Annotated in this window: 20 protein-coding genes; 9 read left to right on the top strand and 11 right to left on the bottom strand. The window is 66.0% G+C overall.

The window, feature by feature from the left end; all coding sequences use genetic code 11:
• Positions 1–17 precede the first annotated feature (17 nt).
• The 8 genes from A8950_RS01295 to A8950_RS01260 form a co-directional block, all read right to left on the bottom strand.
• Positions 18–500, bottom strand: a complete 483-nt coding sequence (locus A8950_RS01295) for a GNAT family N-acetyltransferase (RefSeq protein ID WP_166644937.1) — start codon at positions 498–500, stop codon at positions 18–20.
• Between the two features lie 73 nt (positions 501–573).
• Complete coding sequence (locus tag A8950_RS01290) at positions 574–1,602, bottom strand: aspartate-semialdehyde dehydrogenase (protein ID WP_133611684.1); 1,029 nt, start codon at positions 1,600–1,602, stop codon at positions 574–576.
• A 432-nt stretch (positions 1,603–2,034) separates the two neighbouring features.
• A complete protein-coding gene (locus A8950_RS01285; protein WP_133611683.1) occupies positions 2,035–2,307 on the bottom strand; it encodes a hypothetical protein in 273 nt (90 codons plus the stop codon).
• Between the two features lie 115 nt (positions 2,308–2,422).
• Positions 2,423–3,304 carry a universal stress protein gene (locus tag A8950_RS01280; protein WP_133611681.1) on the bottom strand — a complete coding sequence of 294 codons (882 nt, stop codon included), beginning with the start codon at positions 3,302–3,304 and terminating at the stop codon, positions 2,423–2,425.
• Between the two features lie 194 nt (positions 3,305–3,498).
• Positions 3,499–4,614 carry a 3-isopropylmalate dehydrogenase gene (leuB, locus tag A8950_RS01275; protein WP_133611680.1) on the bottom strand — a complete coding sequence of 372 codons (1,116 nt, stop codon included), beginning with the start codon at positions 4,612–4,614 and terminating at the stop codon, positions 3,499–3,501.
• 154 nt (positions 4,615–4,768) lie between these two features.
• Positions 4,769–5,380 carry a 3-isopropylmalate dehydratase small subunit gene (gene leuD / locus A8950_RS01270; protein ID WP_133611679.1) on the bottom strand — a complete coding sequence of 204 codons (612 nt, stop codon included), beginning with the start codon at positions 5,378–5,380 and terminating at the stop codon, positions 4,769–4,771.
• A 195-nt stretch (positions 5,381–5,575) separates the two neighbouring features.
• A complete protein-coding gene (locus A8950_RS01265; protein WP_133611678.1) occupies positions 5,576–6,148 on the bottom strand; it encodes a histidine phosphatase family protein in 573 nt (190 codons plus the stop codon).
• 189 nt (positions 6,149–6,337) lie between these two features.
• A complete protein-coding gene (locus A8950_RS01260; protein ID WP_133611676.1) occupies positions 6,338–7,543 on the bottom strand; it encodes a glycosyltransferase in 1,206 nt (401 codons plus the stop codon).
• Positions 7,544–7,783: 240 nt separating this feature from the next.
• Here A8950_RS01260 and A8950_RS01255 point away from each other — a divergent pair, with 240 nt between their 5' ends.
• On the top strand, positions 7,784–8,545 hold the full coding sequence (locus A8950_RS01255) for an alpha/beta hydrolase (RefSeq protein WP_407644219.1): 762 nt from the start codon (positions 7,784–7,786) through the stop codon (positions 8,543–8,545).
• Here the strand turns inward: A8950_RS01255 and A8950_RS01250 are convergent.
• Positions 8,539–9,447 carry an SDR family oxidoreductase gene (locus A8950_RS01250; RefSeq protein ID WP_133611761.1) on the bottom strand — a complete coding sequence of 303 codons (909 nt, stop codon included), beginning with the start codon at positions 9,445–9,447 and terminating at the stop codon, positions 8,539–8,541. The genes A8950_RS01255 and A8950_RS01250 overlap by 7 nt on opposite strands.
• A gap of 116 nt (positions 9,448–9,563) precedes the next feature.
• Here A8950_RS01250 and A8950_RS01245 point away from each other — a divergent pair, with 116 nt between their 5' ends.
• Entirely contained in the window at positions 9,564–10,340 is a 777-nt protein-coding gene (locus A8950_RS01245) for a tetratricopeptide repeat protein (protein ID WP_133611672.1), read from the top strand.
• A gap of 7 nt (positions 10,341–10,347) precedes the next feature.
• On the opposite strand, the gene fzlA is transcribed toward A8950_RS01245, so the two are convergent.
• On the bottom strand, positions 10,348–11,016 hold the full coding sequence (gene fzlA / locus A8950_RS01240) for an FtsZ-binding protein FzlA (protein ID WP_133611670.1): 669 nt from the start codon (positions 11,014–11,016) through the stop codon (positions 10,348–10,350).
• A gap of 109 nt (positions 11,017–11,125) precedes the next feature.
• On the opposite strand from fzlA, the gene A8950_RS01235 reads away from it, so the two are divergent.
• The 5 genes from A8950_RS01235 (at position 11,126) to A8950_RS01215 (ending at position 16,969) form a co-directional block, all read left to right on the top strand.
• Positions 11,126–12,112, top strand: coding sequence for an NADPH:quinone reductase (locus A8950_RS01235; protein ID WP_133611669.1), 987 nt, complete (start codon positions 11,126–11,128; stop codon positions 12,110–12,112).
• A gap of 12 nt (positions 12,113–12,124) precedes the next feature.
• Positions 12,125–13,060 carry a PPK2 family polyphosphate kinase gene (locus tag A8950_RS01230; protein WP_133611668.1) on the top strand — a complete coding sequence of 312 codons (936 nt, stop codon included), beginning with the start codon at positions 12,125–12,127 and terminating at the stop codon, positions 13,058–13,060.
• Positions 13,061–13,208: 148 nt separating this feature from the next.
• On the top strand, positions 13,209–14,459 hold the full coding sequence (locus tag A8950_RS01225; protein WP_166644936.1) for a pentapeptide repeat-containing protein: 1,251 nt from the start codon (positions 13,209–13,211) through the stop codon (positions 14,457–14,459).
• 75 nt (positions 14,460–14,534) lie between these two features.
• Complete coding sequence (locus tag A8950_RS01220; RefSeq protein ID WP_133611666.1) at positions 14,535–16,373, top strand: adenylate/guanylate cyclase domain-containing protein; 1,839 nt, start codon at positions 14,535–14,537, stop codon at positions 16,371–16,373.
• An 80-nt stretch (positions 16,374–16,453) separates the two neighbouring features.
• Entirely contained in the window at positions 16,454–16,969 is a 516-nt protein-coding gene (locus A8950_RS01215; RefSeq protein WP_133611665.1) for a hypothetical protein, read from the top strand.
• Positions 16,970–16,982: 13 nt separating this feature from the next.
• Here A8950_RS01215 and A8950_RS01210 read toward each other — a convergent pair whose 3' ends face one another.
• Positions 16,983–17,483, bottom strand: coding sequence for a PAS domain-containing protein (locus A8950_RS01210; RefSeq protein ID WP_133611664.1), 501 nt, complete (start codon positions 17,481–17,483; stop codon positions 16,983–16,985).
• Positions 17,484–17,689: 206 nt separating this feature from the next.
• Here A8950_RS01210 and A8950_RS01205 point away from each other — a divergent pair, with 206 nt between their 5' ends.
• Complete coding sequence (locus tag A8950_RS01205; RefSeq protein ID WP_166644935.1) at positions 17,690–18,760, top strand: PQQ-dependent sugar dehydrogenase; 1,071 nt, start codon at positions 17,690–17,692, stop codon at positions 18,758–18,760.
• A gap of 63 nt (positions 18,761–18,823) precedes the next feature.
• A complete protein-coding gene (gene scpA / locus A8950_RS01200; RefSeq protein WP_133611662.1) occupies positions 18,824–21,025 on the top strand; it encodes a methylmalonyl-CoA mutase in 2,202 nt (733 codons plus the stop codon).
• The last annotated feature ends 123 nt before the right edge of the window (positions 21,026–21,148 follow it).

The following is a 21,148-nucleotide window of genomic DNA, read 5'->3' as shown; positions in this document are numbered from 1 at the left end:
GACAAATGGGTTGGTGGCTACACAACCTTCCTCAGCCTCAGCGAATCCTCGACAAAACCCTGCGCGGCATAGAAGCGTCGCGCGGTGGCGTTGCTGGCGAAGACGTCGAGGATCAGCACCGGATAGCCCTGGGATTTTGCCCAGTCTTCCGCCGCCGCCATCAGCGCCTGGCCGATGCCGCGCCTGGCGGCGTTCTCCGCCACCGCCAGCAGCGTCACATAGCCGATCTTGGTACGCAGCACTGCATCATCGGCATCCTGCAGATGGATATAGCCGAGGACATTCTCGGCCGCGTCGACAGCGACAATGATCCGGACGACACCGCCGGGACCCGCCAGCGCCGCCTCGGTATAGACCGATTGAAAGCGCGCGAAATCGGCAGCGATGGCGCCTGGCAATTTGGCCTCGACCACCAGCCGGCCATCAAGTGCGCGGAGTTGCGGATAGTCGGAGGATTGCGCCTCGCGCAAGGTGAAGAAGCCGTGTTGATCATCGGCCATGACGAAACTCCCTTCCATAAACAAAGCCACCCGTCCCAACCGGGACGGGTGGCTGGGATGGGAGAATTGGTCTTTAGGCGGCCTTCTTGGCGAGGTGCTCCTGCGCCAGCACTTCGGCGATCTGCACCGCGTTGAGGGCCGCACCCTTCCTGAGGTTGTCGGCCACCACCCACATGGCAAGGCCGTTCTTCACGGTCGGGTCCTTGCGGATGCGGCTGACGAAGACATCGTCCTCGCCGGCGCATTCATGCGGCGTCACGTAACCCTCGTCGGCGCGGTGGTCGATGACGGTGACGCCCTGTGCGGCCCGCAGGGCGGCACGGGCATTCTCGACCGAAAGCTCGCTCTCGAATTCGAGGTTGATCGCCTCGGAATGGCCGATGAAGACCGGCACGCGGACACAGGTGGCGATGACGTCGATATTGGGATCGAGGATCTTCTTGGTCTCGACCACCATCTTCCATTCTTCCTTGGTGGCGCCGTCCTGCATGAAGACATCGATATGCGGGATGACGTTGAAGGCGATCTGCTTGGTGAACTTCTTCCGCTCCAGCGACTGGTTCATGTAGACTGAGCGCGTCTGGTTGAAGAGCTCGTCCATGCCCTCCTTGCCGGCGCCCGAGACCGACTGGTAGGTCGAGACCACGACGCGCTTGATCTTCGCCACCTCGTGCAGCGGCTTCAGCGCCACCACCATCTGGATGGTCGAGCAGTTCGGATTGGCGATGATGCCCTTCTTCTTGTAGCCGGCGATGGCCTGGGGGTTCACTTCGGGCACCACCAGCGGTACGTCCGGGTCCATGCGGAAATGGCTGGTATTGTCGATCACGACGGCACCGGCGGCGGCGGCCTTCGGCGCGAACACGGCCGAGACCTTGGCGCCCGGCGAGGAGAGCACGATGTCGATGCCCTTGAAATCGAAGGTGTCGAGGCGGCGCACCTTGAGGACCTCGTCCTCGCCGAACGAGACTTCCGAGCCAGCCGAGCGCTCGGAAGCGAGCGGCACGACTTCGTCCACCGGAAACTGCCGTTCCGACAGGATCTGCAGGATCTCCCTGCCGACATTGCCCGTGGCACCGACCACGGCGACGCGATAACCCATGATAACCTCACTCTTTCCTTTGCCGGGGTCCGCCCCGCGATTGGTGCGGAGACCCATCAGGCCACGCTGCAAAAACAAAAAAGGCCGCATCTGGATGCGGCCTGGTGCTTAAACTTGCTTTTCACCCAATGGCCGCGCGTCAGCTCCCGGTTTTCTTGCCGGTGGTCTTGGTCGCGGTGGTGGTCATGCCAGGACGGATCGCGGCGGCGGCGAAAGCCGGCCCCGTCGCGTCGATTCCTGCCTGACCCAAAACGTGCATCGGGATGGTTCCTCTGCTGACCGGCGGGCGGCGAAACGATGGCGCCACCCGACGAAACGCGCCCTTTATACCGCGATCGCCGGGTTTGTCGAGAGGCGCTGCGCGGCCGAGGCAATGATTCTGGCGCGAAAATTCGCCGCGGCACACATCTTGAAAGAAAATTTCACGGCCGATCAGTGGCTGTGGTCCTTGAGCAGGTGCTGATCCAGACTGGCCAGCAGATCGCTTGCCGGCAGGCGGAGCGGCAGATGGCGCGGCAACTCGTTCCCGGCCAGGCGGCGCTCGGCGATCTCGGCGGCACCCAGTGCCGGGGGCGGCAGGCGCGGCGAGGTCTGCGGCACGACGGCCGAGACGGTGCCGAAAATCTCGGCCATTTTCTGCTTGGGACAGGGGCAATTGGCACCCGCCGGGGCGGCCAGGGAGACCGCCAGCAGAAGTATCGTCAAACCACCCGGAACCGCCAGCCGCTTCAACCCATTTCCCTCGCCCTTGCCGCGACGGGACCGATCTTACGGCAGGAATTCCGCCCGCTCAACGTCCCTGGGCACGGGACCCCAGGGATCAATGCGCCATCAGCACCGGGATGTCGGCGGCATCGATCATATGGCTGGTGACGCCGCCGAGGACCAGCTGGCGCAGGCGCCCGTGGCTGTAGGCGCCCATGACGACGAGCGTCGCCCCGGCCTCGCGCGCGGCTGCCAGGAAATGCTCGGCGGTCGCCTTGCCGACATCCTGCGGCGCCTCGCCGACGGTGGCGGCAATTCCATGCCAGGCGAGGAAATGGGTGAGGTCGGTGGCCGGATGCATGTCCTTCTTGCCTTCCTTGATCGAAAGGACGCGCACCTTGCCCATGGCCTTGATCAGGTCGAGGCCGGCAGTCACCGCCCGGGTCGCCTCGATGCTGCCATTCCAGGCGATGAGGGCGGGGCCCTTCTCGAGCCCGGCCAGCGCCTCGGCGCTGATCTGGTTGGGTACCAGCAGGACCGGGCGCCCGGCGCCGAACAGCACGTCCTCGATGCGCACCGCAATCAGATCCGCCGCCTGGTTCTTCTGCGGCCGGGCAAGAACGACCAGATCGGTCAGGCGCCCGAAGCGGGCCAGCAGGTCTTCCTCATTGCCCTTGATGTTGGTGAAGGCGGTGCTGACGCCGGGCCTGAGCGAGGCCTCGCCGTCGACCCTGGTGCCGCTGGCCTGCTGCCATTCCTCGAAGACGGCAGCGGCGGCCTTGGCGCGCTGTGTCGCATGGCGCTCGGCCGCCTCCACCAGTTCGGTGATGGCGACGCCGACATCGACCATCAGCGGCGTCTGCTCGAGGGGATCGGTCTCGACATGAAGGGCGGCGACATGGGCGTCGTGGCGCTTGGCGATGGCCAGCGCCGCGTCGAGCGAGACGCGATCGCCGTCATAGCCGAACAGCGGAACCAGGATGTGGCGGATGGTCATGACCGGATCTCCCTTGCCTGCATTTGGCGCAATCTATACCGCAATGGGTCCACATTGCTTGACCCAAATCAAGATCGGTCAATATTGCGGCCGATTGTGGTGACCGCGGACGCCTCGGCTGCAGGAAATGAAAACGCCGGGCGGCGCGATCTCCACCCGGCGTTCGGTCGCTATGCCAGATTTTCGGGCGCCGATCAGGCGCCGAGCCGGTCCAGTTCCTTCAGGATCTCGTCACCCATCTGGCTGGTGGAAACGAGGGTGCAGCCCGGCGCCATGATGTCGCCGGTGCGGCAGCCCCTGGCGACGACATTGTTGGCCGCCTTGTCGAGCAGATCGGCCTCTTCGCCCATGTCGAAGGAATAGCGCAGCATCATCGAGGCCGAGAGCAGGCAGGCCAGCGGATTGGCCTTGCCCTGCCCGGCGATGTCGGGGGCGCTCCCGTGCACCGGCTCATAGAGCGCCTTGCGCTTCCCTCCGGCATCGGCGGCACCGAGGCTGGCCGAGGGCAGCATGCCGAGTGAGCCGGTGAGCATCGCCGCGCAATCGGAGAGCAGGTCGCCGAACAGATTGTCGGTGACGATGACGTCGAACTGCTTGGGCTGGCGCACCAGCTGCATGGCGCAATTATCGGCATACATGTGGGAAAGCTGCACGTCCTTGTATTCGGTGTCGCCCAGCTTCTGCACTTCCTCGCGCCACAACACGCCCGATTCCATCACATTGGCCTTCTCGACCGAGCACAGCTTGTTGCTGCGCTTGCGCGCCAGTTCGAAGGCGACGCGCGCCACGCGCTGGATCTCGCTGGTGGTATAGACCTGGGTGTTGATGCCGCGGCGCTCGCCGTTGGGCAGCGTCTCGATACCGCGCGGGCTGCCGAAATAGACGCCGCCGGTGAGCTCGCGCACGATCATGATGTCGAGGCCCTTGACCAGTTCGGTCTTCAGCGACGAGGCTTCGGCCAGTGCGTCGAAAACGAGGGCGGGGCGCAGATTGGCGAACAGCGCCATGTCCTTCCTGAGGCGCAGCAGGCCGCGCTCCGGCTTCACCGAGAAATCGAGATTGTCCCATTTCGGACCACCCACCGCGCCCAGCAGCACGGCATCGGCGGCCAGCGCCTTTTCCATCGTCTGGTCGGTGAGCGGCGTCCCGTGCTTGTCATAGGCACAGCCGCCGACCAGTTCATCCTCGGTTTCGAAACCGGTGTTGCGGCGCCGGTCGAACCAGCCCAGCACGCGCTTCACCTGCGTCATCACTTCCGGGCCGATGCCGTCGCCGGCGAGGATCAGGATCTTCTTCGAATTGGTGGCCATGTGGGGGCTCTCGGAATGGAATTGGGTTTGTTGAGAGAGGCCCATCATCCCAACCCCTCTCCCCATCTCATGGGGCGAGGGGCCTATGTCGTGCTCGCTGCAAACGCCCGCGCCCCGCTTGCGGGGCGTGGGTTGGGGTGAGGGGCTTGACCTGCTAGTTCCACAGCCAGGGCTGGCTGTGCTTGTTCCGGGTTTCGTAAGAATCGATGTCGGCCTTCTTCTGCAAGGTGAGGCCGATATCGTCGAGGCCGTTCAGCAGGCAATGCTTGCGGAAGGCATCGACCTCGAACTTGACGACGCCGCCATCGGGGCCGCGGATCTCCTGCGCCTCGAGATCGACCGAGATCACTGCATTGGCGCCGCGCTCGGCATCGTCCATCAGCTTGGCGACGTCTTCCGCCGGCAGCTTGATCGGCAGGATGCCGTTCTTGAAGCAGTTGTTATAGAAGATGTCGGCGAAGGAGGGGGCGATGACGCAGCGGATGCCGAAATCCAAAAGCGCCCAGGGCGCGTGCTCGCGGGAGGAGCCGCAGCCGAAATTCTCGCCCGCCACCAGGATCTGCGCCTTCCTGTATTGCGGCTTGTTGAGGACGAAATCCGGGATTTCCTTGCCGTCCGGCGTATAGCGCATCTCGTCGAACAGGTTCTTGCCGAGGCCGGTGCGCTTGATGGTCTTCAGGAACTGCTTCGGGATGATCATGTCGGTGTCGACATTGCGGATCGGCATGGGTGCCGCGATCCCGCTCAATTTCGTGAACTTTTCCATGGTCCGCCAATCTGTTGCGATCGGCCGGTTCACCCCTAAAAGGAGTCGGCGCCGATCCAAAGCGGCGGCTGTTATGTCATGGGGCAAAGGCGGGCGCAAGTTTGCGCCACGCAAGGATCTTGCGGCTGGCGCCGTCGCCGGCCACCCCCTTTTCAACCATCAGGGAGCCGGCCGGCGGCAGGACGCAATAATATTTCAGGCGGCGGCGAAGCCGGCGATTTGTTGCCGGCGCCAGGCCAGCAGGGGCTTGGGCGGCGGGGCATGGAACAGCGGCACGCCGTTGGGAATGCGCTCGCGCCGGGCGATGCCGGCAAAGCGCTCGATCGCCCCATAGATGCCGCCATGGGCCACGATCAACACCGGGCCGGGGCAGGAGAGCGCCTCGTTGAGCCCGTCGAGGGCGCGCTCGAGGAAGGCCGGGAAGCGTTCGGCGCCGGCCGGCGTGGTGCCGTTGCGCCAGGCATCGTACCAGGCGCCCTTGGGATGGCCTTCGCGGGCGCCAAAGCCGCATTCCCGCAGGTTGTCGATGACGCGGACCGGCACATGCAGCCCGGCAGCGATGATGTCGGCAGTAAGCTGTGCCCGATCGAGGGGCGAGGTGCAGATGGTGCCGATGCCGGCATCGCGCAGCAAGTCGCGCGCGGCGCGCGCCTGGGCGAGGCCGGTGCCGTTCAAGGGCATGTTGACCCGGCCCTGGACCAGGCCGATGCGGTTCCAGTCGGTCTCGCCATGGCGCAGGAAATAGAAAGTCTGGCGGAGCAGCTGCATGGGCATTCCCCTTGGGTCCTGGCGCCGCCTTCCCGATTGAGCGGGCCGTGGCGCTTGCGATGCGGGGAAGGTCGCCGGAAAAGGTGGCGGGAATGGGGCGCGGCGGTGAAATTTCGGCGAAATCAGGCGCCGAATCAGGGGTTTAGTCAGGCGCGCGACAGGTTTGGGGGCGACAGAAATGTGGCGCCGTCACGCCGCCTGGTGGGCGTCCATCAGGAGCGAGTTGTAGAGGCTCAGCACCTGGGCCGCCATCACGTCGCGATCGGCCCGCGGGCGCAGATTCTCGATCACCTGCGGGGTACGAGCCTCCCGTTCGTCGAGCGGCAGGGCCAGGGCGTCGCGGATCGCCCAGCCGAGGGATTGGGCATCGCCCGGCGCCGTCAGCCAGGCCATGGAGGAGCCGTCCAGCACCTCGCGCGCGGCCGGGAAATCGCTCGCCACCACCGGGCGACCGAGGGCCTGGGCCTCGATCAGGACGCGGTTATAGGTGGCGGGCTCCAGATAGGGGGCGACGATCAGATCGGCCAGCATCAGGGCGGCCGGCATGTCGCGCACGTCCTCGGCGATCAGCACCCGGTCCTGCAGCTGGTGTGCCGCCACCTCGCGCTCCAATTGCTTGCGGTAGACGCCGCCATCCGGATCCGGTCCCACCAGGATGCAGCGCAGATCGAGGTCGCGGATCTGGGCCAGCGCCTCCAGCAGCAGGGAATGACCCTTGCCGCGCTGGAAGGTGGCCGGCGCCATGATGACCGGAATGTCGTCGGGCACGCGCCATTGGTTGGCCAATTGCACCACGCGCGGCGCCGTCACCTGGCCGGGATCGAAACGGGTGAGGTCGATGCCGAAGGGTACCACGCTGAGGCGCGATGCCAGCGCCGGCAGCGCGCGCGCGATCTCGTCCGCCGTCACATGCGAGAGGGTAATGACCAGATCGGATTCGAGGAAAGCCTGGCGGGCGCGCTTGCTCAAGGCGGCGACGCTGCCCGGCCCGTCATGGAAGGTGGTGACCAGGCGGCAGCCGGCCCGCTTGGCGGCGGCATGGCCGATCACGGCCAGGCTGGCACTCTGGGCGTGGATGATGTCGATCTTGCTCTCGGCGGCGAAACGCGCGACGCGACGCGCGACGTTGAAACCGGTCAGCGGGTTGCGGCTCGCCAGCTTCATCTCGATGCCGCGAATGCCGAAGCGGCTCAACTCGTGGGTCGAGGCGGCGGCCTGCTCGTAGCCGATCCAGGTCTGGCCGCCGGCCGCCTGAATCGCCGCACCATATTCCAGCGCCAGTCGCGCCGCACCGCCGCCGTCGAAATGCGGCACCAGCTGCAATATGGCAGGCGCCTTTTTTTCGAAGGCCGTGGTGGTGTAAGGAGGAAGCGCGGAAACGGTGTCGATTGACATCTCTGATCCGGGAGAGCCTTGCCTATGCCGTCACGAAAAAACCGACCGACCGCTGGAACTCCGTTGCCGGATCATGTGCTGCCGCCCCTGTCATCTTCGGCGCCAGCCGCCGTCCCGATCCGACGCAGGGACCCATTATCAGGGCAAGCACATCTTTTGCAAGCCGAACCGGTGCGGCCACTTGCCGATTCCGCTAGCCCGCGTGCAAGTGCGCCACGCTTTCTCGAACACGGCGACGGCGTGCGCATCGCCTATCATCGCCGCCTGCGCGCCGCCAACGACTTGGGCGCGCACGGAAATAATGCAGTAAGAACGAGTCAGCCGGGGATCGTATTCCTTGGCGGTTTTGCGTCCGACATGACCGGCACCAAGGCGATGGCGCTTGAGGCCTACTGCGCCGCAACAGGGCGCGGCTTCGTGCGATTCGATTACCGCGGCCACGGTCAGTCATCGGGCCGCTTCGTCGACGGTACCATCGGCCGCTGGCGCGACGATGCGCTCGCCGTGATCGACCAACTCACCGAGGGACCGCAGATTCTGGTCGGTTCGTCGATGGGCGGCTGGCTGATGCTGCTCTGCGCGCTGGCGCGGCCTGATCGTGTCGCCGGATTGATCGGCATCGCCGCGGCCCCGGATTTCACCGAGGATTTGATGTGGGCCAAGATGGATGCGGCGATGCAGGCGCAACTCGTCCGCGACGGCCGCGTCGAGGAACCTTCCGCCTATGCCGACGAACCCTATGTCATCACGCGCGACCTGATCGAGGACGGGCGGCGGCATCTGCTGCTCGGCCGCACCATTCCGCTGACCGTGCCGGTGCGGTTGCTGCACGGCCAGGCGGATCAGGACGTGCCGTTCGAAGTCTCGTTGCGCGCGGCGCGCCAGTTGGCCGGCAGTGACGTGGTCGTCACCCTTATAAAGGACGGCGATCATCGCCTCAGCCGGCCGCAGGATCTCGACCGGCTGATGCTGGCGGTCGAGGAATTGTCGCGCCTTCAATAACCGGCGCCGAGCAACGCCCTGAGGCCGGTGCGATAGTCGGGATAGGCGAGGGTGACGCCCAGTTCGTGCTTGATGCGGTCGTTGCGGCAGCGCTTGTTGTCGTCATAGAAGCTGCGCGCCATGGGCGACAGATCGGCGCTTTCATAGGGCACTTCCGGCGGCGGTGCCACGCCCAGAAGCGTACAGGCGAAGGTAATGACATCGGCGGGCGGCGCCGGGTCGTCGTCGCAGACGTTATAGGCCGCACCCGGGTTGGGTCGCGCCATCGAGGCCGTCAGTACGTTGACGATGTCATCGACATGGATCCGGCTGAAGACCTGGCCCGGCTTCACCACGCGCCGGGCGCGCCCCTCGCGCACCGTATCGAGAGCCGAGGAACCGGGACCGTAGATGCCGGCCAGGCGGAAGAGATGCGCCGGCTGGGCGAGCGCGGCCCAGGCCCGTTCGGCCAGAAGCCGCCGCCGGCCGCGTTCGCCGCTGGGGCTGAGGTCGCTCTGCTCGTCGACCCAGGCGCCGCCGCGATCGCCATAGACCCCGGTGGTGGAAAGATAGCCGATCCAGGCCAGATGCGGTGCCGCGGCATCGATCTCGGCGCGGTGCAGATCGATCACGGGATCGCCCGCCCCGTCCGGCGGCACCGAGGAGAGGAGATGCGTCGCCGCGGCGAGATGTCGCGCAAGGTCGGGCACCGGATGCTCCCGGTCGAAGATTTCCGCCGCGATACCGGCCCGGGCGAGCGCCTGCCTCTTTTCCGGCGACCGGCAGGTGCCGCTGACGCGCCAGCCAGCCGACAGCAATCTGTCGGCGAGCCGGCGCGCGCTGTAGCCAAGGCCGAAACAGAAGAGGTGTCCAGGCGGCTGCGCCGCCGCGCCGGTTTTCGCCGGGGCGGCGGCTTCACGCATCTGTGGCTGGCTGCTTTCCGTCATGGCCCTTGCAAATCCCCGCCGCGCGCCCCATCAAAAGAGCCGCCTTGTCTGCTCCCTTCAGGCCATAGCGGCCAGAGTCGGAAACATCAACCATGCGCATCATCGGGCTTTCCCTGCTTGCCGCCTTGCTGGTTGCCGCGTCCCTCCCGGCGCAATCGCTCCCGGCAAGGGCGGAAATGTCCGAGGCCGAGCACCGCCAGCATTACGATGCCTGCATGGTCCTGGTGAACCAGGATCCCGCGGCGGCCCTGGAAAGTGCGATCGAATGGGAAAAGCAGAAGGGCGGCGATGCGGCGCGGCATTGCCAGGCCCTCGCCATGATCGGCCTGCAGCGCTATGACGATGCCGCCCTGCTGCTGGAGAACATCGCCCAGACCCTGCCCCAGGTGAAGGCGCCACTTGCTTCCGAGACCTTCGCCCAGGCGGCCTATGCCTGGCGCCTCGCCGGAAAGGAGCAGCTGGCCCTGCATGATCTCAACGAGGGGCTGAAGCTCGCGCCGAAGAATGTCGAGCTGCTGCTGGACCGCGCCAATCTCTATGGCGAGAGCGGCATGCTGTTCGAGGCGCTGGACGACCTCAACGCGGCGAGCGATCTCGCCCCGCAACGTCCCGACATTTATGTCTTCCGCGCCTCGACCTATATCGATCTCGAGGAGCCGGAACTGGCCGCCGACAATCTGGACAAGGCCTTTTCCCTGGCGCCGGACCTGCCCGAGGCCCTGCTGCAGCGTGGCCGCCTCCATGCCGCGCTCAATGACAAGGATGCGGCCCGTGCCGATCTCATGAAGGTGCTGGAACTTGCCCCCGCCAGCGCCGCCGCTGCCGAGGCCCAGCGCCTGCTGGAGAAGATCGACATCAACGCCAATTGAAGCGCGCTCAGAAATCCAGATCGGCGTAATGGGGCGGCGGCTGGGTGCCGGGCCAGGTATCGGCCAGGATCGGCCGGAAACTGGGGCGCGATTTCACCCGGGCATACCAGTGCTTGGCCTCGGGGAAGGATTCCCAATCGACATCGCCCATATAGTCGATGACCGATAGCTGCGCCGCCGCGGCGATGTCGGCCAGGCTGAACTGCGCGCCAGCCAGCCAGTTGCGGCGTTCGGTCAGCCAGGCGATGTAGTCGAGATGGATGCGGATATTGGCCTTGCCGGCGCGAATCGCGCCGGAATCCGGTCCGCCCTGGCCGTAGAGGCGCCGCAGCATCTTCTCGTGCAGCAGGTTGCGCGTCACCTCGCGCTCGAACTTGTCGTCGAACCAGGCAACGAGACGGCGCGTTTCGGCGCGGGCACGCGCGTCCCCGCCCAGCAGCGGGCTTTCCGGATAGACCTCTTCCAGGTATTCGCCGATGACCTGTGCGCCGACGACGGTGAGACCGCCATCTTCCACCAGGACCGGTGTCTCGCCCGCCGGGTTGAGGCGCAGCAGCTCCTCGCGCCGCTCCCACGGCCGTTCCGCCACCAGATCGACGTCGATTTTTTTCTCGCGCAACTGGATGCGGATTCGGCGCGATTGCGGCTGCAAGGAAAAATGATGGAGTGCGCGCATCTGGTCCCCGATTCGGCGGCGGAGACTATCACCCGGGCGTCGCCTCGGCTAGGCTCGCCTTGGCCCGGTCGGGCCATGGCGCAACGACAATTCTGTGATGGGGGGATGCATGCGGGCTGCCTTTTACGACCGGCTGGGACCGGCGCGCGAAGTGCTGCAGCTGGGCGCCTTGCCCGATCCCGCGCCCGGCCCGGGCGAGGTGCTGGTCCGGGTGGCGGCCAGCGGCGTCAATCCATCCGACGTCAAGATGCGCCTCGGGACCGGCAGTGCTGCCAACGAATATCCCCGCATCATCCCGCATAGCGATGGCGCCGGCACCATCATCGCGGTGGGTGAAGGTGTCGCGCAGAGCCGCATCGGCAAACGGGTCTGGCTGTGGAACGCACGCTGGCAGCGCGCCTTCGGCACGGCGGCGGAGCTGGTGGCGCTGCCGGACAGCCAGGCCGTAGCGCTTCCCGACAATGCCGATTTTGCGACCGGCGCCTGTCTCGGCATTCCGGTCCTCACTGCCTGGCAGGCGATCGAGACCGATGGCGGCATCGCCGCCGGCGACTGGGTGCTGGTACAGGGCGGCGCGGGTGCCGTCGGCCATTACGCCGTGCAGATGGCAAAACTGAAGGGCGCCCGCGTCATCGCCACCGTGAGCTCGCCGGAGAAGGCAGCGCATGCCAAAGCCGCCGGTGCCGATTGCGTCATCGACCGCAAGGCCGAGGATGTGGTGGCGGCGGTACTGCAGGCGACCGGCGGCCGGGGCGTCGCCCGCGTGATCGAGGTCGATCTGGCCGGCAATATCGGCTGGCTGCCCCGGGTGGTGGCCGATTACGGCCTCGTCGTGGTCTATGGCTCGAGCCGGCGCGAGGCGGAGGTGAGTTTTTCCGCCTCCATCATCGGCAATATCGGCTATCGCTTTTTCATCGTCTACAACCAGCCGCTTTCGTTGCGCCAGCGCGCGCTTGCGGCGGTCGATGCGCTGCTGGCGGAAGATCTATTGACCCACACTATCGCCGCCGCCTTCCCGTTGGCCGAGATCGCCGCCGCCCATGAAACGGTCGAGGCCGGGCGGCAGATCGGCAATATCGTCGTCATGATTGATTGAAGGGGGATCACCATGGTGAAAGTGACAACGGAACGGGTCAGCGCCTTCATCGCCCCCTATCGCGTCAGCAGCGGACGCGGCTTTCGCCTGGCCGATTTTCCGACCCTGTCGAAACAGGCGGCGAGCCTGCAGAAGGAGCAGGCGGAGGATCTGCTGCAGCAGGGGCGCAGGAAGCTCTCGGCGCTGCAGGAACGCCTGCATGCGGAAGCCAGCTGGTCGCTGCTCCTCATCCTTCAGGGCATGGATGCAGCGGGCAAGGACGGCGCCATCAAGCATGTCATGTCGGGAATCGATCCGCAGGGTGTCGACGTGACCTCGTTCAAGCCGCCGGCAGGTGTCGAGCTGGAGCACGACTTCCTCTGGCGCTGCAACCTCGCTTTGCCGCGCCGCGGGCGCATCGGCATCTTCAACCGCTCCTATTACGAGGAGGTGGTGGCGGTGCGCGTCTATCCGCATTACCTGGCCTCGCAGCGCCTGCCCCAGCACTGCCAGTCATCCGGCATCTGGCAGGACCGCATGCGTGCCATCACCGATCACGAACGCCACCTCACGGAAAGCGGCACGGTCATTCGCAAGATCTTTCTCAACATCTCGCGCGAGGAGCAGAAGAACCGCCTGTTGGCGCGGATCGAGGATCCCGACAAGATGTGGAAATTCTCGCCGGACGATCTCCGCGACCGGCAGCGCTGGCCGGAATTCATGGCCGCCTATCAATCGGCCATCCAGGCGACGGCGACACGCGCCGCCCCGTGGTTCGTGGTGCCGGCCGACAACAAGGCCTATGCCCGCCTGGTGGTGGCGGCCATCGCCATCGAAGCGCTGGAGAGCATGGAACTGGCCTTCCCCACGGTCGGACCGGAACGCGCCCGGGCCGCGCGCGATGCCGCCCGGTTGCTGGCGGCGGAGTCGGCAAAGGCGCCATCCAGGCGCCGTCGCAAACCGGCTTAGGATAATTATCCCGTGACATTTCAGGGACCTAAAAATTAGCTTTTGCAGTGATTTAGAAATTTTTAACCCTAGATCACATTAAATCTCGGCCATAACCCAATGACGCAGGGTCCTTTTGCCCTGAATGTTGCAGCGGGGGTGGGGAAAGATGGCCGAAGCGATCGAGATCGACGTGCTGCGCGCGCTGCTGCTGGCGCACCGGCGCTGGCTCAGGCAGGAGAAAGGCGGCAAGCGCGGCGACCTGTCGCTCGTGCTGCTGGAGCGTTTCGGCCTCCCGGGCGTGGTCCTCAGCAAGGCCAAACTCACCGGCGTGCAGATCCTCAATTGCGACCTGACCGGCGCCAAGGTGGACGAGGTCGATTTCTTCGGCGCCAGCCTGGCCGGTTCCATCCTGGTCAAGGCCGATTGCCGTGGCTCGGATTTCCGCGGCGCCTTCCTGCAGGGCACCGATTTCAGCGAGGCGCTGCTCTCCGGCGCCGATTTCCGCGATGGATCCCTGATGGTCAGCGTGGACGGGAATGCCCGGCCCGCCGAGCGCAACGAGGTCATCACCAGCAGCGAGCATACCGGCATGACGCGCGCCAATCTGGAAGGCGCCAAGCTGCACGCCGCCGTTGTGCGCAAGGCTGATCTTTCCGGCGCCATCCTCAGGAATGCTGATCTCTCCGCGGCGGATTTCTCCGGCTCGTCCCTGAAGGATGCCGATCTCCGCGGCGCCAATCTGAAGGGCTGCAACCTGACCGGCGCCAGGCTCAACCGGGCCGCCATTGCCGGCGCGAAACTGGATGGCGCCATCCTCAAGGATGCCAATATCCACGGTGTCGAACTGGAACTGGCCAGCTACACCAATCTCGACCTCACGGAGGCGATCTCGGTCGACGATTCGGCCGAGGCGGCGCTGAAAATCGCCGATCTGGTGCTGGCCCACGAGCAATGGGTGGAAAGCAACGGCGCCATCGGCACGCGCGCCGATTTCTCGGGCCGCGATCTTTCCGGCATCGATTTCTCCGGCCGCAATCTCAGCGCCGCGGTCTTCCTGCATGCGCGCCTGCGTGCCAGCAATTTCAGCCGCGCCATCCTGGACCTTGCCGATTTCACCGGCGCCGATCTCACCGCCGCCAATTTCAGCGAGGCCGATCTCCGGGGCGCCAATCTGGCCGGTACCATCCTGCACCGCACCCGCTTCACCGGCGCCGACCTCAAGATGCAGGTGGCGCATCTGCCCAACGGCATGACGCGCGAATTTCCCATCCGCCTCACCGGCTGCCGCTTCGGCGAGACCGATTTCACCGGGGTCGATTGCGACCGGCTGAAGACCGACGGCATCGTGCCCAGCGGCATCGTCGCCGAACCCGCTTTCCGCGCCCTGTTCGAGTTCCCGGCCCAGGCCCAGGCCTGATTCAGGCACCTGAAATCGGTCCCCTGAAATCCGGGCCCGCTGCCGCCGCGTATCGGGATCGCGTAGGATGTGGTGATGCAGGGCCTGAAATCCAAAACCTGGCAATGGCGCTTCGACCATCCGCCCGAGGCGATCTGGCCGCTGGTCGCCGATACGGCGCGCTTCAACGAGGCGGCCGGCCTGCCGCGCCAGCAGATCACCGAGATTCCAGGCCCCGACGGCGCCGTCGCCTATTTCGCCGCGGCCCGCATGGGACCCTTCCGGCTGAAATGGCAGGAGCGGCCGGTCAACTGGGTGACCGGCCAGTTCTTCGAGCATGTGCGCGATTTCTCGAGCGGGCCGATCGCGCAGCTCAGCGCGCGTTTCGACCTAGCCCCCGATCCCGCCAGCGGCGGATCGCGCGGCACCTATACCCTCGCGGCGGCACCCCGCAATTTTCTGGGGCGGCTCATTCTCGCCACCCGGTTCTTCGACGCCTCGGGCCGGACCTTCGCCCGCCTCGCGCAGGAAGCCGATGCCTTCGCCGGCGGTGAGCGAGCGACGCCCTTCAGCTATGACGCCCCCAGCCCGACCGCGGGCGCCTTGGCCCTGGCGGCCCGCGCGGTGGCGGCCATCGAGGCGACGCCCCATGGCCACGGCCTTGCCCGGCGCCTGGCCGATCACCTGATGAACGCGCAGGAGGTGGATCTCTGGCATGTGCGGCCGCTGGCGCTGGCGCGGGACTGGGCGGTACCTGCGCGCCACGCCATCGAGCTTTGCCTGCAGGCGGTAAAGGCGGGTCTTCTGGATCTGCGCTGGGATTTGCTCTGCCCGCGCTGCCGCGTTGCCAAGGCCTGGGCGGGCGGGCTCGACCAGTTGCCCAGCGGCGCGCATTGCCCCTCCTGCAACATCGCCTATGACCGCGATTTCGCGAAGAATGTCGAGGCCAGCTTCCGACCCGCCCCGGCGATCCGCGAAATCGTCTCGGGCGAGTATTGCCTGTGGGGGCCGATGTCGGTGCCGCATGTGATGGCGCAGATCCATCTCGCCCCGGGTGCGCGCCGCAGCCTGCCGGGACACCTGCCGCCCGGGCCCTATCGCCTGCGCACGCTGGAACCGGGCGGGCAATGCGACATCGACCATGATGGCGCTGCCTTTCCAACCCTGGTGATCGCAGCCGACGACATAAGCGCCGGCGCACCGGGCGCCTCCGGCCAGCTCGACTTCGTCAATGATTCAGCCAGGCCGCGCATCGCCGTGATCGAAAGCCGCCACTGGGTCGCCGATTGCCTCACCGCCGACCGAGTCACCGCGCTGCAGGCCTTCCGCGATCTCTTTTCCGAGGACGTGCTGCGCCCCGGCGACGAGGTGGCGATCGGCCGTGTCACCCTGCTGTTCTCCGACCTGCAGGCCTCGACGGCACTCTATGAACGCATCGGTGATGCCGCCGCCTATCACCTGGTGCGCGAACATTTTGCCTTCATGGCTGAGATCGTGCGCGCGCATGACGGCGCCATCGTCAAGACCATCGGCGATGCGGTGATGGCGGCCTTCGCCCGGCCGCAGGATGGCCTTGCCGCCGCGCTCGACATGCAGCGGCGCATCGGTAGCTGGAACCAGTCCCATCTTGAAGCCGCCAGCCGGGAACCAGCCAGCGGGGCGATCGCCATCAAGCTCGGCCTGCACCAGGGCCCCAGCATCGTGGTGACGCTCAACGACCGGCTCGACTATTTCGGCTCGACCGTCAATCTGGCGGCGCGCCTGCAGGGCCAGAGTGCGGGGGGCGAGATCGTGCTCTCGCGCGAGATCGCCGAGGACCCCGCCGTGGCGCCGCTGCTGGCGCCCTATCGGGCGACGGAAAAGCTGATCGCTGACCGCGCCCTTCTCAAGGGCTTCGACCAGGCCACGGATTTCCTGCGCCTTGCCGTGGCCTGAACCCCCGGGCCAGACCGCCCAAACCTGTGTTTGCCACTGGATTACTTGACGAATCCCCCGTTTGGCGGCGAAGTGGCGCCATGGTTGCCGGCAAGGACAGGATCTCGCTCAACGACCGCGTCGCCCGCTACGAGGCGCTGCGGGAACGGGCGCGTGGCTCCAATGTCAACGACCTGACGCTGCTCGCCACCGACTATCTCAACCATGTCAACGAAATCGTCATGCTGCTGGAACTGGTGCCGGATGCGCCGGAATGCCTGGAGGATTGCCGCGCCTGGCAGCCGCTCTCCTACGAGGACCATTTCCGCAATTCCGGCATCGCCGACAAGGAACTGGCGATCGACGCCTATCCCTGGTCGCCGCCTCAGTACAAGAAGCCCTTCGACCGCCTGGTGAAAGAGATGAACCGGCTGGTGGCGATCTCGGTCGACCGCCTCGGCGAACTGGTGGAAAAGGGCGACGAGGAACAGCTGCGCTTCGTGGCGACGCGCGCCTCGCAGAATCTGCAGGACCTCATCGGCAAGGCCTCGGCCGTGATCCATGGCGACCGCAACGTCATCGACCAGGCGCAGATCGACGAGCTGATGCGGCTTTGAACGGTGCGGCTCCTCAGAACCGCTCCGTCTCCATGTAGACGATGACCTTGTCGACCGTCCTGCCGTCGTTCGACAGCGGCAGCAGCAGGGTCTCCGAGCGGTGCGGCAGGCCATTCTCGGAGGGTGTCGCCGACCAGTCGTAGACCAGCGATCCTTCCTCGATCACGATGCGGTAGTTTTCCAGCACCGCGGCGAGCGATTCGCCAAAATAGCCTTCCTCGATCGCCTTGCCGGTGACGTCGCGCTGGCGCAGGTCGACCGAGTTGGTGCCGACCAGGCGATAGGTCAGCCGGCGCGGATGCTCGGCCACGTCGACCAGGATGATACCGGCAAGCCAGGGCTTCATCTCGGCGGGATCAAGATCGGCACGGGATGGCATGTGCCTGCCGCAGCGTTTCCCGTCCCAATATTCGTAGAAGCTGCGCAGGAGCGGCGCGCAGCGATCGAGAAAGTCGGTGGTCGTGGTCCGGGGGTAGTCAGCTGCCGGGTGGCCCGGCAGGTCGTACTGAGTCACGCGATGCGCTCCAGATTGATGCTGTCGCCCTTACTGCACGGGGGCCCCCTAAATGGCAAGGGATTCGGCACCCGGCGGCAGGATGATGCCGCTGTCAAGGAACATGATCCTTGAAACCGGGGCCGGGCGCTTGATCTCCCGCCGCCGCTGCCCCAGCTATCTGGTCAACCAAACCACTTTCGCCACACAGTCGAGGAGACGCGATCTTGACCAGAAGTAACCTGCCGCAGGCGGCCGCCCTTGCCCTGCTTTGCAGCCTGCTGCTCTCGCCCGCTGCCTGGGCGCGCCCGGAATTCCGCGTCGAGACCCTGGCCGACGGGCTCGATCATCCCTGGTCGATCGCGGTGGCGCCGGATGGTGCGCTCTATGTCACCGAGCGGCCCGGGCGCCTCAACCGGATCGATCCCGGCAGCGGCGAGTTGACGCGTCTCTCCGGCCTGCCCGAGGTCCGGGCGCGTGCCGAAGCGGGGTTGATGGGCCTTGCCCTCGATCCCGACTTTGCCGCCAGTGGCGCGCTCTATCTCTGCTATTCCACCGGCTCGCTGCTGGGGCCGGGCAATCGCCTGTCGCGCTTCGCGCTCCAGGGCGATGCGCTGGGCGGCGAGCAGGTCCTGCTCGACGATCTGCCCGGTGCCATGTGGCACAATGGCTGCCGCGTCGCGGTGGCCGCCGACGGCCATCTCTTCGCCAGCATGGGCGATGCCACCGAGGCCCAGGCGGCGCAGGATCCGCGCTCGATGGCCGGCAAGATATTCCGCTTGCGCACCGATGGAACGGTGCCGGCCGACAATCCCTTCACCGGTTCGCCGATCTGGTCACTCGGCCACCGCAACCCGCAGGGCCTCGCCTTCAACCCGGCTGACGGCGCGCTGTGGTCGACCGAACACGGCCCCGACACCCAGGACGAATTGAACCTGATCGAGAAGGGCGGCAATTACGGCTGGCCGCGCTGCAAGGGCGTTGATGCCTGCCCGGGCATCGCCGGCTACCGCGCGGCCAAGGCCGAATTCACCAGGGGCGGCACCATCGCCATTTCCGATCTCGTCTTCTATCGGGGCGATGCCTTCCCGGAATGGCAGGGCGACATCCTCTTCGTCACGCTGAAGACGGGACGGCTCTACCGCGTCGATATCGAGGGGGAAGAGGTGAGGAGCCACGAAATCCTGATCGACGGTTCCTTCGGCCGCCTGCGTGCCATCGCCGTGGCACCCGACGGTTCGCTCTATCTCTCGACCGACAATGGCGCGGACAAGATCCTGCACCTGACGCGGCAATAGGCCGGGTTGCGAAGGGGGCACCCGACTGGACTTGGCCCCAAATCCTCTGCTAGCTTGTGGAAAATGCTGCACTGCGGCATCACAAGAATCGAGCGGCTGGAGGAAGGTGTCGTGACGGATTTCCCCAAGGTGAAGCTGGCGGATTGGGAGAAGCTGGCGGCAAAGGAATTGCGCGGCGCCGATCCCGCCAGCCTCAATCGCGAGACGCCCGAGGGCATCCGGTTGAAGGCCCTCTATACAGAGGCCGATCTCGAAGGGCTGGAGACCATCGGCACCCTGCCGGGCTTTGCCCCCTATACCAGGGGTCCCCGCGCCACCATGTATGCGAACCGGCCCTGGACCATTCGGCAATATGCCGGCTTCTCCACCGCCGAGGAGAGCAACGCCTTCTACCGCGAGAATTTGCGGCGCGGGCAGATGGGGCTTTCCGTCGCCTTCGACCTCGCCACCCATCGTGGCTATGACAGCGACCATCCCCGTGTCGTCGGCGATGTCGGCAAGGCCGGTGTCGCGATCGATTCCGTCGAGGACATGAAGATCCTGTTCGACGGCATTCCCTTGGACAAGATGTCGGTCAGCATGACCATGAACGGCGCGGTGCTGCCGGTGCTGGCCGCCTTCATCGTCGCCGGCGAGGAACAGGGGGTTTCGCGCGCGGCCCTCAGCGGCACCATCCAGAACGACATCCTCAAGGAGTTCATGGTCCGCAACACCTATATCTATCCGCCCGCCCCCTCGATGCGGATCGTCGCCGACATCATCGAATTCACGGCGAAGGAGATGCCGAAATTCAACTCCATCTCGATCAGCGGCTATCACATGCAGGAAGCCGGCGCCAATGCGGTGCAGGAATTGGCCTTCACGCTGGCCGACGGGCTTGAATATGTCCGCGCCGCGCTCTCCAAGGGGTTGAAGGTCGACGAATTCGCGCCGCGCCTTTCCTTCTTCTTTGCCATCGGCATGAACTTCTTCATGGAGATCGCGAAGCTGCGCGCGGCGCGCTTCCTCTGGGCCAAGCTGATGCGCCAGTTCGATCCCAAGGACCCGCAATCGCTGGCGCTGCGCACGCATTGCCAGACTTCCGGCGTCTCGCTACAGGAGCAGGATCCCTACAACAACGTCATCCGTACGACGATCGAGGCGATGGCGGCGGTCCTGGGCGGTACGCAATCGCTGCACACCAATGCGCTCGACGAGGCGATCGCCCTTCCCACACCCTTCTCCGCGGCGATCGCGCGCAACACGCAGCTGGTGATCCAGGAGGAAAGCGGCATCCCCCAGGTGATCGACCCGCTGGGCGGCTCCTATTATGTCGAGGCCCTGACCGCGAGCCTGGTGAGCCATGCCGAGAAGCTGATCGCCGAGGTCGAGGCGATGGGCGGCATGACCCGGGCGGTCGAAAGCGGCATGCCGAAGCTCAGGATCGAGGAGGCGGCGGCCAAGCGCCAGGCACGCATCGACCGGGGCGAGGACGTCATCGTCGGCGTCAACAAGTACCAGTCCAATGCCACGACCGAGATCGACGTGCTCGACATCGACAATTCCAAGGTGCGCGAAGCGCAGATCGCGCGGCTTCAGGCGATGAAGGCCGCGCGCGACGGGGCGAAAGTGCAGGCGGCACTCGGCGCCCTCACCCATGCCGCCCGTGATGGCAGCGGCAACCTGCTGGCCCTTGCGGTCGAGGCGATGCGGGCGCGGGCCAGTGTCGGCGAGGTGTCGGATGCGCTCGAAGCCGTCTATTCCCGCCACAAGGCCGAGATCCGCTCGATCGCCGGCGTCTATGGCGCCGCCTATCGCGACGACGCCGATTTCGCCCGCATCCAGGCCGAGATCCGCGATTTCGCCAAGGCCGAGGGACGCCGCCCGCGCATGCTGGTGGTGAAGCTGGGCCAGGACGGCCATGACCGCGGCGCCAAGATCATCGCCACCGCCTTTGCCGATCTCGGCTTCGATGTTGATGTGGGGCCCCTCTTCCAGACGCCGGAGGAAGCGGCCAGGCAGGCGATCGAGAATGACGTCCACGTCATCGGCGTTTCGTCCCAGGCGGCCGGGCACAAGACCCTGGTGCCGCAATTGATCCAGGCGCTCAAGGACCAAGGCGCGCCGGACATCCGCGTCATTTGCGGCGGCGTCATCCCGGCGCAGGATTACGCTACCCTGCGCCAGGCCGGTGTCGCTGCGATCTTCGGTCCCGGCACCAATATCCCGAAGGCGGCTTCCGAGATCCTCGCCCTGCTGCACAAATCGGCGCCCCGGGCAGCTTGAGGTATCGGCCGCCCGGCTATCGGCCAGCCGAGATCAGGCTCCTCACCGGTTCGTGATGGGCGGGCGGCGCCGGGTCGGCGCGCCGCCGCCGTGTGACTTCCTGTCGGCGCGCCATCCCGGCCG

The organism is Dongia mobilis, from assembly GCF_004363235.1.
In the GTDB taxonomy this organism is placed as follows: domain Bacteria; phylum Pseudomonadota; class Alphaproteobacteria; order Dongiales; family Dongiaceae; genus Dongia; species Dongia mobilis.
This window is presented reverse-complemented; position numbering and strand designations above follow the sequence as displayed.

Coding starts and splice junctions, on each gene's coding strand:
- A8950_RS01295 (WP_166644937.1), bottom strand. CDS start 500: ATGGCCGATGATCAACACGGCTTCTTCACCTTGCGCGAGGCGCAATCC.
- A8950_RS01290 (WP_133611684.1), bottom strand. CDS start 1,602: ATGGGTTATCGCGTCGCCGTGGTCGGTGCCACGGGCAATGTCGGCAGG.
- A8950_RS01280 (WP_133611681.1), bottom strand. CDS start 3,304: ATGACCATCCGCCACATCCTGGTTCCGCTGTTCGGCTATGACGGCGAT.
- leuB (WP_133611680.1), bottom strand. CDS start 4,614: ATGGCCACCAATTCGAAGAAGATCCTGATCCTCGCCGGCGACGGCATC.
- leuD (WP_133611679.1), bottom strand. CDS start 5,380: ATGGAAAAGTTCACGAAATTGAGCGGGATCGCGGCACCCATGCCGATC.
- A8950_RS01265 (WP_133611678.1), bottom strand. CDS start 6,148: ATGCAGCTGCTCCGCCAGACTTTCTATTTCCTGCGCCATGGCGAGACC.
- A8950_RS01260 (WP_133611676.1), bottom strand. CDS start 7,543: ATGTCAATCGACACCGTTTCCGCGCTTCCTCCTTACACCACCACGGCC.
- A8950_RS01250 (WP_133611761.1), bottom strand. CDS start 9,447: ATGCGTGAAGCCGCCGCCCCGGCGAAAACCGGCGCGGCGGCGCAGCCG.
- A8950_RS01245 (WP_133611672.1), top strand. CDS start 9,564: ATGCGCATCATCGGGCTTTCCCTGCTTGCCGCCTTGCTGGTTGCCGCG.
- fzlA (WP_133611670.1), bottom strand. CDS start 11,016: ATGCGCGCACTCCATCATTTTTCCTTGCAGCCGCAATCGCGCCGAATC.
- A8950_RS01235 (WP_133611669.1), top strand. CDS start 11,126: ATGCGGGCTGCCTTTTACGACCGGCTGGGACCGGCGCGCGAAGTGCTG.
- A8950_RS01230 (WP_133611668.1), top strand. CDS start 12,125: ATGGTGAAAGTGACAACGGAACGGGTCAGCGCCTTCATCGCCCCCTAT.
- A8950_RS01225 (WP_166644936.1), top strand. CDS start 13,209: ATGGCCGAAGCGATCGAGATCGACGTGCTGCGCGCGCTGCTGCTGGCG.
- A8950_RS01220 (WP_133611666.1), top strand. CDS start 14,535: ATGCAGGGCCTGAAATCCAAAACCTGGCAATGGCGCTTCGACCATCCG.
- A8950_RS01215 (WP_133611665.1), top strand. CDS start 16,454: ATGGTTGCCGGCAAGGACAGGATCTCGCTCAACGACCGCGTCGCCCGC.
- scpA (WP_133611662.1), top strand. CDS start 18,824: ATGCTGCACTGCGGCATCACAAGAATCGAGCGGCTGGAGGAAGGTGTC.